At 72.2% G+C, this 13,839-nt stretch carries 11 protein-coding genes; 6 read left to right on the top strand and 5 right to left on the bottom strand.

Annotated elements, in window-relative coordinates:
- Positions 1–2 precede the first annotated feature (2 nt).
- The 4 genes from QWJ90_RS02840 to QWJ90_RS02855 all read left to right on the top strand — a co-directional run bounded on the left by QWJ90_RS02840 (position 3) and on the right by QWJ90_RS02855 (position 4,482).
- Positions 3–1,016 carry a LacI family DNA-binding transcriptional regulator gene (locus QWJ90_RS02840; RefSeq protein ID WP_290106076.1) on the top strand — a complete coding sequence of 338 codons (1,014 nt, stop codon included), beginning with the start codon at positions 3–5 and terminating at the stop codon, positions 1,014–1,016.
- A gap of 88 nt (positions 1,017–1,104) precedes the next feature.
- Positions 1,105–2,487: a Gfo/Idh/MocA family protein gene (locus tag QWJ90_RS02845; protein WP_290106077.1), complete on the top strand. Its 1,383-nt coding sequence runs from the start codon at positions 1,105–1,107 to the stop codon at positions 2,485–2,487.
- Positions 2,484–3,398: an NAD-dependent epimerase/dehydratase family protein gene (locus tag QWJ90_RS02850; protein WP_290106078.1), complete on the top strand. Its 915-nt coding sequence runs from the start codon at positions 2,484–2,486 to the stop codon at positions 3,396–3,398. Before QWJ90_RS02845 ends, QWJ90_RS02850 begins: the two co-directional genes overlap by 4 nt.
- Positions 3,391–4,482, top strand: a complete 1,092-nt coding sequence (locus QWJ90_RS02855; RefSeq protein ID WP_290106079.1) for a mandelate racemase/muconate lactonizing enzyme family protein — start codon at positions 3,391–3,393, stop codon at positions 4,480–4,482. Before QWJ90_RS02850 ends, QWJ90_RS02855 begins: the two co-directional genes overlap by 8 nt.
- A 21-nt stretch (positions 4,483–4,503) precedes the next feature.
- Here the strand turns inward: QWJ90_RS02855 and QWJ90_RS02860 are convergent, their stop codons facing one another.
- From QWJ90_RS02860 to QWJ90_RS02880, 5 genes are all read right to left on the bottom strand, one after another.
- Positions 4,504–5,667, bottom strand: coding sequence for an ROK family protein (locus QWJ90_RS02860; RefSeq protein ID WP_290106080.1), 1,164 nt, complete (start codon positions 5,665–5,667; stop codon positions 4,504–4,506).
- Between the two features lie 64 nt (positions 5,668–5,731).
- The gene (locus tag QWJ90_RS02865) at positions 5,732–8,149 is read right to left on the bottom strand and encodes a glycoside hydrolase family 3 N-terminal domain-containing protein (RefSeq protein ID WP_290106081.1); all 2,418 of its coding nucleotides are present in this window, start codon (positions 8,147–8,149) and stop codon (positions 5,732–5,734) included.
- Between the two features lie 26 nt (positions 8,150–8,175).
- Complete coding sequence (locus QWJ90_RS02870) at positions 8,176–9,066, bottom strand: carbohydrate ABC transporter permease (RefSeq protein ID WP_290106082.1); 891 nt, start codon at positions 9,064–9,066, stop codon at positions 8,176–8,178.
- Positions 9,063–10,070 (bottom strand): carbohydrate ABC transporter permease, encoded by a 1,008-nt coding sequence (locus QWJ90_RS02875; RefSeq protein ID WP_290106083.1) that lies wholly within the window; start codon positions 10,068–10,070, stop codon positions 9,063–9,065. The genes QWJ90_RS02870 and QWJ90_RS02875 overlap by 4 nt, the downstream gene beginning before the upstream one ends.
- The gene (locus QWJ90_RS02880; RefSeq protein WP_290106084.1) at positions 10,067–11,344 is read right to left on the bottom strand and encodes an ABC transporter substrate-binding protein; all 1,278 of its coding nucleotides are present in this window, start codon (positions 11,342–11,344) and stop codon (positions 10,067–10,069) included. Before QWJ90_RS02880 ends, QWJ90_RS02875 begins: the two co-directional genes overlap by 4 nt.
- 191 nt (positions 11,345–11,535) lie before the next feature.
- Here QWJ90_RS02880 and QWJ90_RS02885 point away from each other — a divergent pair, with 191 nt between their 5' ends.
- Together QWJ90_RS02885 and xylA are read left to right on the top strand one after the other, a co-directional pair.
- Positions 11,536–12,582: a LacI family DNA-binding transcriptional regulator gene (locus tag QWJ90_RS02885; protein WP_290106357.1), complete on the top strand. Its 1,047-nt coding sequence runs from the start codon at positions 11,536–11,538 to the stop codon at positions 12,580–12,582.
- A 65-nt stretch (positions 12,583–12,647) separates the two neighbouring features.
- Entirely contained in the window at positions 12,648–13,838 is a 1,191-nt protein-coding gene (gene xylA, locus QWJ90_RS02890; protein WP_290106085.1) for a xylose isomerase, read from the top strand.
- Position 13,839 lies beyond the last annotated feature (1 nt).

Here is a 13,839-nt window from a genome sequence, read left to right on the forward strand (position 1 = left end):
CGATGACCTCCGCTCGAAAGGACCCCGTGAAGCTGCGCATCTCCGACGTCGCTCGGCACGCGGGAGTGTCGGCCGCGACGGTCTCGCGGGTCATGAACGGCAACCCGTCGGTCGATCCCGCACTCGCCGAGCGCGTGCAGGCGGCCGCGGCCGAGCTCGGCTACTCCGCGAGCCCGCTCGCACGCAGCCTCGCTCTCGGCAAGACGCAGACGGTGGCCGTGCTCGTGCCCGACCTGGGCAACCCCACCTTCCAAGCCACCCTGCGGATGTTCAGCCGCACGGCCGCCGGCGACGGCTACCACGTGCTGGTGGCAGACTCCGCGGAGGTCGCAGGCGACGAGGCGGCTCTCGCACTGCAGGCGCGACGCCGCACAGACGGCATCGTGCTGGTCGCGCCGCGCATGCCCGACGAGGAGCTCGCCGCCCTCCTGCCGCAGCTCTCGCCCGTCGTGCTCGTCAACCGCCCCGCCGGGCTGGGCGCCCCTGTCGTCGCCGCGGACTACGCGGAGGGGATCCGGCAGCTGATCGTGCATCTGCACGAGCTCGGGCATCGGCGCATCCTGTACCTCGCCGGGGTGCAGGGCAGCGCCTCCCACGCCCGCCGCCTCGCCGCGATCGCCGCCGCGCGCGATGCGCATCCGGAGCTCGAGATCCTCGAGGTCGCCTGCGGAACCGGCTTCGCCGACGGAGCGGCGGCTGCGGACGAGGTGTCGCGGAGCGACGCGACCGCGGTCCTCGCCTACAACGACCTCGTCGCGATGGGCCTCCTCAGCGCTCTCCACGAGCGGGGCGTGTCGGTGCCGGCAGAGGTGTCGGTGGTGGGCTTCGACGACATCCCATTCGCCCCCTACACGACGCCGCCCCTCACCACGGCCGCGGTGCCGGCCGAGGAGATGGGCGCGCTCGCGTGGACGGCGCTGCGACGGCTCCTCGAGACCCAGGAGGAGGCCGCTCCGGTCGTCCTCACACCCACGCTCGCCCTGCGCGGCAGCACAGCGGCGCCGCAGCGCGGCTGAACCGCGCACTCTCCGCTGCCCGCAGCCATCCTCGAGTCCGCACTGCGTGCTAGAGTGAGAAACCGCTTTCTCTGGAAGGGACTCACGGATGAGCCAGCTCCGCTACGCCGTCGTCGGCACCGGACACCGCGCGCAGATGTACGTCGACGCCATCACCCGCACCTATGCCGACCGCGCCGTCCTCGTCGCGCTGTGCGAGCCGAATCCGACCCGCGCCGGCGCGTACGTGCAGCGGGCCGTGGAGGCCGGGGCGCCGGCGCCCGGCGTGTGGGGGCCGGACGGCCTGGAGGAGATGATCCGCACGGAGCGGATCGAGCGGGTCGTGGTGTGCTCCCGCGACGACACGCACGCGGAGATGATCGTCCGCTCCCTCGAGGCCGGCGTCGACGTCGTCGTGGAGAAGCCGCTCACCATCGACGCCGACAGCGCCCGCCGCATCGAGGACGCCGTCGCCCGCACCGGCCGCCAGGTGGTCCTCACCTTCAACTACCGCTACTCCCCCCGCAACAGCGCGCTGCGGGAGGTCATCCAGTCCGGCCGCATCGGACAGGTCACCTCCATCGACTTCTCCTGGATGCTCGACACCAAGCACGGCGCGGACTACTTCCGGCGCTGGCATCGCGAGAAGGCTCACTCCGGCGGGCTCCTCGTCCACAAGTCGAGCCACCACTTCGACCTCGTCAACTGGTGGATCGCCAGCGAGCCCCGCCGCGTGTTCGCCTCCGGAGGGCTCCGGTTCTACGGCGCCGACAACGCCCGTGCGCGCGGCCTGGCCGACCGCCCCGAGCGCGGCACCCACGACGGCGCCCATGACCCGTTCGAGCTCGACCTGCGCGACGACCCCCGCCTCGCGCAGCTCTACCTCGACGCCGAGCAGCACGACGGCTACCGGCGCGACCTCGACGTGTTCACCGAGGGCATCACCATCGAGGACAACCTCGCCCTCGTCGTCGACTACGTCTCCGGCGCGACCCTCAGCTACTCCCTCAACGCCCACGCTCCGTGGGAGGGCTATCGCGTCGCCGTCAACGGCACCGAGGGCCGCGCCGAGCTCGACGTCGTCGAACGCGGCTCCCTCGTCCCCGACGAAGGGCTCCACCCGGCTCTCGACCCCAGCCTCTCCGGCGGGAACGGCAGCAGCCTGCGCCCGGTCGGCGAGCGCCTCCTCGTCCAGCGCCACTGGGAGGAGCCCGTCGAGGTCCCCATCCACAACGCCGACGGCGGACACGGCGGCGGCGACGCCCTCCTCCTCTCCGACGTCTTCGTCGGCCCCCACGACGACCCCCTCGGCCGTCCCGCCGACTGGTCCGACGGCATCCGCTCGATCGCCGTGGGCATCGCCGGCAACCGCTCCCTCGCGACCGGCCTTCCCGTGAACACCGCCGACCTCGGCATCGCCCTCCTCGGCGGACTGCCGACGAGCGCGGAGGGGACGACCACGCACCCGACGACCACCGAGGCGCCGTCATGACGCGCATCCTCGTCACCGGCGGGGCCGGCCGGCTCGGCCGCACCCTCGTCGCGGGCCTCGGCGCGTCGGGCCACGAGCTCGTCTCCGTCGACCGCGAGATCTCCGACGCACCGGAGCTCGCGGGCGTGGAGCAGCTCGCGGTCGATCTCGCCCACGCCGGGCAGGCCGCGGAGGTGATCGAGCGCACCCGCCCGGAGGCCCTCATCCATCTCGCGGCCATCGCCGTGCCGTTCAGCGCGCCCGAGGACGTCATCATGCGCACCAACGCCGGGCTCGCCGTCTCCGTCATGGGCGCGGCAGCGGCGGCCGGCGTCGGCCGCATCGTCGCGGCCTCCAGCCCCACCGTGATCGGGTACGGCGCGCCGACCGGCTGGGCGCCCGATCGCCTCCCGATCGACGAGGACACGCCGGCGCGGCCGTGGAACGCATACGGCCTGTCCAAGCTCCTCATCGAGCAGACCATCGGCATGCTGCGCCGCCAGACGGGCGACTCCACGCGGTACGCGGCGTTCCGCCCCTGCTACGTCATCGCGCCCGAGGAATGGGCGGGCGCCCCCACCCAGCAGGGCCACACCGTGCGCGAGCGCCTCGACGACCCGGCGCTGTCGGCTCCCGCGGTCTTCAACTACGTCGATGCGCGCGACGTCTCCGCCTTCGCGGACACGCTCCTCGCGGCGATGGACGACATCCCGAACGGCGAGGTCTTCTTCGTCGGCGCCGACGACGCCCTCGCGCGCGAGCCGCTGTCCGACCTGATCCCCCGATTCCATCCCGGTGCGGCTCGCGCCGCCGCCGAGCTCACGGGCACCGCCCCCGCGTTCTCCAATGCCAAGGCGCGACGGCTCCTCGGCTGGCGGCCGCAGCGCACCTGGCGCGAGGAGCTCGCCACGCAGGTGAGCCGGCATGCCTGAGGCACCCGCGATCCGGTCGCTGCGCGCACGGCTCGCGCGCATTCCCCTCACCCGCCCCTGGGCGGCCGACGTCACGAGCGTGGGCGTCATCGCCACGCACGTGATGCGGACCGACGGCGCCGAGGGTTGGGGCTTCTCCTGGACCCCGCAGATCGGCGCCGAGGCGGTGCTCGCGCTCCTCGAGCACGACATCGCATCTGCCGCGGTGGGACGAGAGGCCGACCCCCGGCAGACCTGGGATGGCCTCTGGACGCACCTGCATGAGGCCGGGAGCGGCGGCATCACCACGATCGCGCTCGCAGGTCTCGATCTGGCACTGTGGGACGCCGAGGCGCGCGCAGCCGGTCGAAGCGTCGCCGATCACATCGGCCGCCGTCGAGACGCGGTGCCGGCGTACGGCAGCGGCGTCAACCTGCACTACAGCCTCGACGAGCTGGTCGCCCAGGTGCAGCGCTGGGTGGCGGCCGGCTTCGAGGCGATCAAGGTGAAGGTCGGCAAGCCCGACATCGCCGAGGACGCCGACCGGCTCGCCGCGGTCCGCGAGGTGCTCGGCCCCGACCGCGCGCTCATGATCGACGCGAACCAGCGCTGGGACCTCGCACGGGCGACCGCCGCGATGGAGCGCCTCGCCGCCGCAGGTCCCGCCTGGATCGAGGAGCCGCTGCGCGCGGACGATCTCGCGGGGCACGTCGAGCTCTCCCGCCGTATCGCGACGCCCATCGCGGTGGGAGAGAATCTCCACACGGTGCATCGATTCGAGGAGTTCCTCGCGAGCGGGGCCATCCGCATCGCTCAGCCCAACGTCGTCCGCGTGGGCGGGATCACCCCCTTCCTCCGCATCGTCGAGCGCGCCCAGGCGCACGGAGTGCAGGTGCACCCGCACCTCCTGCCGGAGCTCTCCGGGCAGCTCGCGCTCACCCTCCCCGGCTCTCCGCTCGCGGAGGACGTCGAGGACGCGGGCTTCGGCGACCTCGGCGCGCTCGTGGATGAGAGTCCCGTGCGCATCGCCGACGGCGCGCTGACCGAGGTCCCGCACGTGGGGCTCGGGCTGCGGTTCCGGCACCACGCCGACGCGGCGTCCTGACCGCCCGCTCGTCGCCGGGCGTCAGCCGAGCGGGTCCGCGAGGAGCGGTGCGAACGCGGCCTCCGCCGCCCCGATGAGCAGGCGGTCCTCGGCCAGGCCCGCTGCGCGGACGACGAGCTCCTCGGCGGCCGGAGCCAGCGCCTGCTCGCGCACCGCCTCGTCGAAGCCGGCGGGGTCGACCGCGACGAGCATGCCGAGGAAGCCGCCGAGCACGATGGCCGACGGGTTCAGCACGTTCACGGCGTTCGCGAGCGCCGTGGCGAGGATGCGGCGCTGGCGCTCGACCTCTGCGTCGACCTCGGGATGGTCGGAGGCGGCGAGCGCTCCGGCGAGCGTCGGGTCGTCGGCGGCTTCGAGACCGAGCACGGCCAGCAGCCGCGCCCGGCTGACCTCGTCCTCCAGCGCGCCCTCCGGCGTCCGCCGATCCGCGTCGTCCAGGAGGCCCGGACGCGTCCTCCCCCACTCTCCTGCGTAGCCGCCGGCACCGCCGACGACGCGACCGTCGACGATGAGACCGCCGCCGATGCCACTCGCGCCGCCGTTGAGGTAGACGACGTCGCGATGGCCGGCCGCCGCCCCGAAGAGGTGCTCCGCCCGCGCACCGAGCGTGGCATCGTTGCCGATGACGACCGGAAGCCCCAGACGCTCCTCGACGATCGCCGCGAACGGCGCCCCCTCCCAGTGCAGGTGCGGTGCGAGGCGCACCACCCGGCCGTCGAGGCTGACGAGTCCGGGCACGGCCAGCCCCGCTCCCACCGTCCGCGCGCCCTTCAGCTCGTGCCCCCGCCATCCGCTCACGATCCGCGCCAGCGCATCGGCGGTCTGCTCGGGAGTGAGCAGCTCGCGGCTCTCCTCGCGCACCCGCGCCCGGACCGCGCCGCTCAGCGCGATCGCGGCGACCTCGAGGGCGTCGACCTCGGGGTTCGCCGCGATCGCGACGACGTCGTCGCTCGGCACGACGATGGGCGATGGCCGGCCGACCCGCCGCGTCGGGTCGGGCTCCCGCTCGGCCACGAGCCGCGCCTCGACGAGCGCCGCGACGAGGTCGGCGACGGTGGAGCGGTTGAGGCCGGTGTCCGCCGTGATCCGCGCGCGGGGCTGCGGCCCCTGCTCGTGCACGAGGCGCAGCACCTCGCCGAGGTTCCGGCGTCGCACGCCCTCGACGCTCGCCGTGCGCTGCGCCATGGGGCTCCCCTCGTCGGCCGCCCGTCGCGGCTTATGTCGGCGTCCCCACCATATCGGGCGCTCGTCACTCCCCGCCCGCGCCGACCGGCTCTCCCACCTCGGCCAGCTCCCGGACGCGCCCGCGCACGACGCGCGCGTCACCCGCGCCCACCTCGTGCACCGGGCCCGACAGTCGGACGAGCGCGCGCGGCGTGCTCTCCCCCGGCACCCGGCGCACCGGGGCGCGGTGCTCAGCGCTGATGTCCCCGGCGTCCGCGGTCTCGATCCCGGACGCCTCCGCGTGAGCCGCGACCCACACCTCGACGTCCCCGGGCTCGACCACGCGAACCATGCGGCGATCGCTGAACGCGAAGCGCGCGGCTGGCACCTCGAACTCCACCCGCGCCGACGCTCCGCACTCGAGCGAGACCCGCTGGTAGCCGAGGAGCTGCACGACGGGCCGTGCAACGGAGGCGACGACGTCGCGTCCGTACAGCTGCACGACATGGTCGCCCGCGCGCGCTCCGGTGTTCGTCACGGTCACGGCGGCCTGGAGGAGGCCGTCCGTCGCGGCGCTCGCACTCACCTCGAGGTCGTCGTAGGCGAAGGACGTGTACGACAGCCCGAATCCGAACGGCCTCACCGGTGTCGGATCCGCCGAGGTGACGTCCGAGGGGCCGCCGAGCTTCGGCCGCAGATAGCGGTACGGCTGCGCACCGGCAGAGCGCGGCAGCGAGACCGGAAGGCGGCCCGACGGCGACACCGCCCCGGTGAGGATGTCGGCGATCGCCTCGCCGCCCGCCTCACCCGGGAAGAACGCCTGCAGCACGGCAGCGGGCCCGCCGGGCGCCTCGAGCGCCCAATCCAGCACGTAGGGCCGCCCCGAGAGCACGACGAGCACGACCGGCGTTCCCGTCGCCACGGCCGCCGCCACGAGCTCGCGCTGGCGGCCCGGCAGATCCAGCGACTCCGTGTCGTTCCCCTCGCCCACGGTCCCGCGGCCGAACAGTCCCGCCTGGTCTCCCACCACCACGATCGCGACGTCGGCGGCGGCGACGGCGTCGATCGCGGCGCCGAACCCCGTGGCGTCTTCGCCCGCCACGCCGCATCCGGGCTCCTGCACAATCTCGGCATCCGGCAGCGCGGCGGCGAGCGCCTCGCGCACGGTGGGGATGGCGAACCCGAGCGGATGGCCGGGATGGTGCGCGAGCACGTGGTTGGCGAAGGAGTAGCAGCCCTGCAGCGCCTCTGCCCGGTCGGCGTTGGGCCCGACGATGGCGATGCGACGCGCGCCGAGGGGAAGCGGCAGCGCCCCCTCGTCGCGCAGGAGCACGATGGATTCCGCCGCGAGTCGACGCGCGATGTCGCGGTGGCGCGCCGAGTCCATGTCGATCGAGGCGGGCGGCTCGTCCGCGAACGCGTCCGCGTCGAGCAGGCCGAGCTCCTCCTTCTGTGCGAGAACGCGGAGCACGGCCCGATCCACATAGGCCGGATCGATCGCTCCGCTGCGCACGCGCTCGGCCAGAGGCGCGAGGTACGCGTCGCCCGAAGGCAGCTCGACGTCGATGCCGGCCGCCAGCGCCACAGCGGCCGCCTCCCCGCGGTCGGCCGCTGTGCCGTGCATGACCTCGAGGAAGGCGACGGAGAAGTAATCAGACACCACCGTGCCGTCGAACCCCAGCTCATCGCGCAGCACGTGCGTGAGCAGGTGCGGATCCGCGGCCACCGGCACGCCGTCGATGTCGGCGTAGCTGTTCATCACCGACCGCGCACCGCCGTCACGGAGCGCCATCTCGAACGGCGGCAGGTAGACGTCGGCGATCTCGCGCGGTCCGGCCGCCGCGGGAGCGTGATTGCGCCCGGCCCGAGACGTCGAGTATCCGAGGAAGTGCTTGAGCGTGGCGTGCACCCCCGCGCTCTGCAGGCCGCGCACGTATGCGGTGCCCACGGTGCCGACGAGGTAGGGGTCCTCGCCGATGCACTCGTCGACGCGGCCCCAGCGCGCGTCTGCGACGACGTCGAGCACGGGCGCGAGCCCCTGATGGATGCCGAGCGCGCGCATGGTCTCGCCGATCGCCGCGCCCATCTCGGCGACGAGGTCGGGGTCGAACGCCGCTCCCCACGCGAGCGGCGTGGGGAAGGTGGCCGCCTTCCAGGCGGCCAGCCCGGTCAGGCACTCCTCGTGGACGATCGCGGGGATGCCCAGGCGCGTGTCGGAGGTCAGGCGACGCTGCTCGTCCCAGAGCCAGCGCGCCCGCTCCACGGGGTCGACCGGCCGCGTGCCGTAGACGCGCGTGTAGTGCCCGATGCCGTCGCGCGTGATGTCCGCCAGCGCGCGCCCCGGCTCATCCCCCGCCATCTCCCCCTGCATCGGCGCGACCACCTCGCCGCCCCGGTCGAGCCAGTACCCGACGAGCTGCGCGAGCTTCTCCTCGAGCGTCATGCACTGCCACAGCGCGCTCACGCGCTCCGACACCTCGGGCAGACGGGGATGTTCGGTCATGGTGCTCCCTGATGGGTCGAGGGGGATCATCCCTTCACCGCCCCGCTGAGACCGCCGACGATGCGGCGCTCGAACAGGCTGAAGAAGACGAGTGCGGGCAGCATCGACAGCGACGTGAACGCGAGCACGCGGGCGGTGTCGACGGAGTACTGCGAGGAGAAGTTCTGGACGCCGAGCGGCAGCGTGAAGAGGTTCGGATCGCTGAGGATGAACAGCGGCAGCATGTACCCGTTCCACGACCCGATGAAGGCGAGGATGCCCGTGGTGACGACCCCGGGCAGGCTCAGCGGCAGCACCATCCGGAAGAAGAACCCCAGCCGGGAGGCGCCGTCGATCGAGGCCGCCTCCTCGATCTCCCCGGGGATGGCACGCAGGAACGGGACGAGGATGATGATCGTCGTCGGCAGGGCGAAGGCGATCTGGGGCAGGATCACGCCCAGCAGGCTGTTGGTGAGGCCGAGACTGCGCACGAGCAGGTAGAGCGGGGTGATGGCGACGGTCACGGGGAACATCAGCCCCGCGGCGAACAGCGCGTAGAGCGCGCCCCTGCCCGCGAAGCGGTAGCGCGCGAGGACGTAGCTCGCCATGAGGCCGAGGGCGACGACGCCGGCGGTCGTGGCGAGCGCGGTGACCGTCGAGCTGGCCATCGACCGCCAGAACGTCGCGCTGGCCAGCACCTCGGTGTAGTTGGACAGCACCCACGGACCCGGCAGCCCCGAGGGGTCCGCGGTGATCTGCGAGTTCGTCCGGAAGCCGCCCAGCACGATGTAGAGCACGGGACCCATGCAGATCGCGATGAGCACCACCGCGCACAGGTAGGTGGCGGTCTGGTTCCCGGCGCCGGCGCCGCGGGCGCGCGACTCGGCGGCGCGGCGTCGCCGAGCGCTCGGGACGACGAGCAGTGCAGTGGAGCTCAACGTCTCCGCTCCTTCCCGCCCGTGAGGGCGCCTTCGGTGTCGCGTCGCAGCACGAAGCGCTGATAGACGAGGGCGACGGCCAGGGAGATCACGAACAGCACGACCGCGACCGCGTTGCCGAAGCCGTAGTTTCCCGCCATGTGCCCGTTGAGGTACATGTACGTCGCCATGGTCGAGGTGCCGGCGGTCGATGAGACGTACTGGCCCCAGATGATGTTGACGAGGTCGAACAGCTGCAGCGACCCGATGATGGACAGGAACGCCCAGATGCGGATCGTCGGGCCGAGCAGCGGCAGCGTGATCCGCCGCTGGATCTGCCAGAACGACGCGCCGTCGATCGCCGCAGCCTCGTACAGCTCCTCGGGGATGCCCTGCAGGCCGGCGAGCATGAGGATGACCGCGAACCCGATGTACTTCCACGTGATGATGACCAGGAGGGTGCCCATCGCCACGTCCGGGTCGGCGAGCCACGACAGTCCTTCCAGTCCGACCTTCGCGAGCAGGCCGTTGACCGCGCCCGCATCCTGCAGCATCAGGCTCCACCCGGTGCCGACGACGACCTCGGCGATCACGTACGGCACGAAGATCAGCACGCGGATGAGCGAGCGACCGCGGATCGGCTGGTTCAGCAGCAGGGCGAAGAGGATGGCCAGCGGACCCTGCAGCACGAGCGAGGCCACGACGATGACGCCGTTGTGGACGACCGCGTCTCGGAAGGTCGGGTCCTGCAGGATCGCGACGTAGTTCTGCAGGCCGACGAAGTCGGTGGGCGGGCCGAAGCCCTTCCAGCTGAAGAAGCCGTAGTAGGCGGCCATCAGCACCGGGAAGATGACGAACGCCAGGAACACGATCACGGCGGGCCCGGCCAGCAGCGCGATCTCGCCGCGCTTGCGCCAGTCGGCGCCACCGCGACGCGCTGCGCCGCGGGCCCGGCCGGAGACCGGCGCGGATGCGCCGGTCTCCGTCGTGTTCTCTGCGAGCACGGGGGCGGTCACGGTCGTCATCCGCGAGCCGCGGCGCCCTCGACGGCCTCGACGATGCCCTCGGGCGAGCCGCTCCCCGACAGCATCTCCACCACCGCGGTGTTGAGGGCGTTGCCCACGTTCTGGCCGAGAGACGTGTCCAGCCACACCGCGACGTAGGAGGCGTCGTTGTACGCCGCCATGAGCGGCTCGAGCGCGGGCTCGGTCACGGCGCCCTGCGCAGCCTTGGAAGCGGGGATGGTCTGGTACGCCTGCGCGTACTTCTCCTGCCACTCCTGCGATGCGATGAAGTTCAGGAAGTCCTCGCAGACGGACGGGGAGTCGACCGAGCAGGAGTACCCGTCGACGCCGCCCATCATCGCGGCGGGGTCGCCGTCCCCGCCCTCGACGGCGGGGAACGGGAACCAGCCCAGATCTGCCAGCGGCTTCTGGTCGGGAGTCAGCGACGCGATGACGCCGACATTCCAGCCGCCCATGAGCTCCATCGCTGCCTGGTGGTTGGCGAGGAGCCCGGCGGACGAGCCGGCTCCCTGCTGTGCGGGCGTGGTGAGGAAGCCCTCGTTGAACGGCTCGGTCTCGGCGAACTCCGCCAGGTCCTCCCCGGCGGCGAGCCAGCAGCCGTCGGAGAAGTCGCGGGTCGTCGCGATGTCCGACATCACGTCCTGCCCGCACTCCCGCAGCGCGAAGAAGTAGTACCAGTGCGCGGCGGGCCACGCGTCCATGCCGCCCAGCGCGATGGGCGCGACGTCTGCGCCCTTGAGCGCGTCGGTCGCGGCGACGAGCTCGTCCATCGACGTCGGCGGCTCGATGCCGGCCTCAGCGAACAGGTCCTCGCTGTAGAAAATCCCGCCGGGAAGCACGGCGGTCGGCAGGCCGTACACCGCGCCGTCGACGGTGAAGGCATCGAACACGCCGTCGCCGTAGTCCGCACGCACGTCGTCGGCGATGAGGTCGGTGAGGTCCTTCACGGCACCCGCCGCCACGATGTCGGCGAGCTTGCCGCCGCCGCGCGCCATGAAGATGTCGGGCATGTCCCCCGAGTTCACCGCCGTCTGCAGGCGGCCGTCCATGTCCTCGTTCTGGATGGACTGCACCTCGATGGACACGCCGGGGTTCTCCTCCTCGAAAGCCGCGGCGGCGTCCTCCCAGTACTGCTTCCCGTCGCCCGTGGTCGAGTTGTGCCAGAGGGTCATCGCGACGTCGCCGTCGCCCTCGGCGCCCCCGGCCGCGGCGCAGCCCGTGAGCGTCATCGCCCCGGCGACGGCGGCGGCCGTCAGGTACCTGCGTGCTCTCATTGCGTCTCTCCTCGTCATCGAGTTGCACTGGCGGTGCTCGGCATGTCGCCGACGTCTCTCCCGCCGAACCGAGGATGGCACCGCTCTCACACCATGTCAATCGATATCGACATCGTTTTCGATATCGATTGAAGACACTGCACCGTCGAGGGCGTGGACGGTGCCACGACCGCTAGCGTGGTCCTGTGACCATGCCCGCACCCCTCCCCGACGCCCCGCCGAGCCGAGCGACCATCCACGACGTGGCGCAGGCCGCCGGCGTGTCGGTCTCCACGGTGTCGAAGGTCATCAACGGCCGCTACGGGGTCGCGGCGAGCACCGCGGCGCAGGTGCTGCGCGTGGTGGAGGAGCTCGGCTACGAGTCCTCGCTCATCGCCTCATCGCTGCGGCGCGGTCGCACCCACGTCATCGGCGTGCTGGTGGCCGAGTTCGAGCCGTTCGCGCTCGCGCTGCTGGAGGGCATCTCCGACGCCCTCCAGGGAACCGGCTACGACCTGCTGTCCTACGCCGGCAGCCTGTCGCGGCGCGACGGCGCCGCGGCGCAGGGATGGGAGCGCCGATCGCTCTCGCGGCTCGGCGGGACCCTCATCGACGGCGCCATCATCGTCACTCCCACGGTCGAGGCGCCCTCCGCCACTGTTCCCGTGGTGGCGATCGACCCGCACACGGGCCCGACCGGACCGACGACCGTCGACAGTGACAACCTCGGCGGGGCGATCGCCGCCACGCGGCACCTCATCGACCTCGGTCACACGCGCATCGCGCACGTCCGCGGGCGACGCGATCTCGAATCCGCGCGCCTCCGCGAGGAGGGGTACCGCGCGGCGCTCGAGGCGGCGGGCCTCCCGTTCGACCCTGCGCTCGTCGCCGACGGCGGGTACCGCCCCGACGAGTCGTCCGCCGCGGCGGAGCATCTGCTCTCCCTCGCCGACCCGCCCACCGCGATCTTCGCCGCGAACGATCTCTCGGCCATCCGCGTGATCGAGATCGCCCGCGCGCGCGGACTCGCCGTGCCCGGTCAGCTGTCGGTCGTCGGCTTCGACGACATCCCCGCCGCGGCGTCTCATGAGCCACCGCTCACGACCGTCCGCCAGCCCCTGCGCGAGATGGGGGCCGCCGCGCTGCGGATCCTCCTGGACCTCCTCGACGGCGCCGCCGACGCGCCGCGGGACGAGGACGCGCACGTGCGGATGCCCGCTCGCCTCGTCGCCCGCGCGTCCACCGCGCCGCCGAGCTGAGGTCCGCGGGCGTGATATGTTCAGCATCACAACATTTCATCGACGATGCTGAAGGACGTATCCCCATGTCGCTTGAACCCACCAGGGAAGACAAGTTCTCGTTCGGTCTGTGGACCGTCGGCTACAACGGCACCGACCCGTTCGGCGGCCCTACCCGGCCCGCCCTCGACGTCGTGCACGCGGTCGAGAAGCTCTCCGAGCTCGGCGCGTACGGGCTCACCTTCCACGATGACGACCTGTTCGCCTTCGGCTCGACCGACGCCGAGCGCCAGAAGCAGATCGACCGGCTGAAGGGCGCGCTCGCCGACACCGGCCTCATCGTGCCGATGGTCACGACCAATCTCTTCAGCGCGCCGGTGTTCAAGGACGGCGGCTTCACCTCCAACGACCGCCAGGTCCGCCGCTACGCGCTGCGCAAGGTCTTCCGTCAGCTGGATCTCGGGGCGGAGCTCGGAGCGAAGACCTTCGTCATGTGGGGCGGGCGCGAGGGCGCCGAGTACGACTCGGCCAAGGACGTCCGCTCGGCCCTGGAGCGCTACCGCGAGGCCGTGAACCTCCTCGGCGACTACGTCGTCGACAAGGGGTACGACATCCGCTTCGCGATCGAGCCCAAGCCGAACGAGCCGCGCGGCGACATCCTGCTGCCCACCCTGGGTCATGCGATCGCCTTCATCGACTCGCTCGAGCGCCCGGAGCTCGTGGGTCTCAACCCGGAGGTCGGCCACGAGCAGATGGCGGGCCTGAACTTCGCTGCCGGCATCGCCCAGGCGCTGTACCACGGCAAGCTCTTCCACATCGATCTCAACGGGCAGCGCGGCATCAAGTACGACCAGGATCTCGTCTTCGGACACGGCGACCTGCACAACGCCTTCGCGCTGGTCGACCTCCTCGAGAACGGCGGCCCCGGCGGCGTCCCGGCCTACGAGGGCCCGCGCCACTTCGACTACAAGCCCAGCCGCACCGAGGACGAGCGCGGCGTGTGGGATTCGGTCTCCGCGAACATGCGCACCTACCTCCTCCTCAAAGAGCGGGCCGCCGCGTTCCGCGCGGACCCCGAGGTGCAGGAGGCACTCGCCGCCGCCAAGGTCGACGAGCTCGCGCAGCCGACGCTGAACGAGGGCGAGTCGTACGACGACTTCCTCGCCGACCGCTCGGCCTACGAGGACTTCGACGCCGACGCGTACCTCGGCGGGCACGGATTCGGGTTCGTCCGACTGCAGCAACTCGCGACCGAGCACCTGCTCGGCGCCCGATGAG

It is taken from the genome of Microbacterium oryzae (assembly GCF_030406385.1).
GTDB classification, from domain to species: Bacteria; Actinomycetota; Actinomycetes; order Actinomycetales; family Microbacteriaceae; genus Microbacterium; species Microbacterium oryzae_A.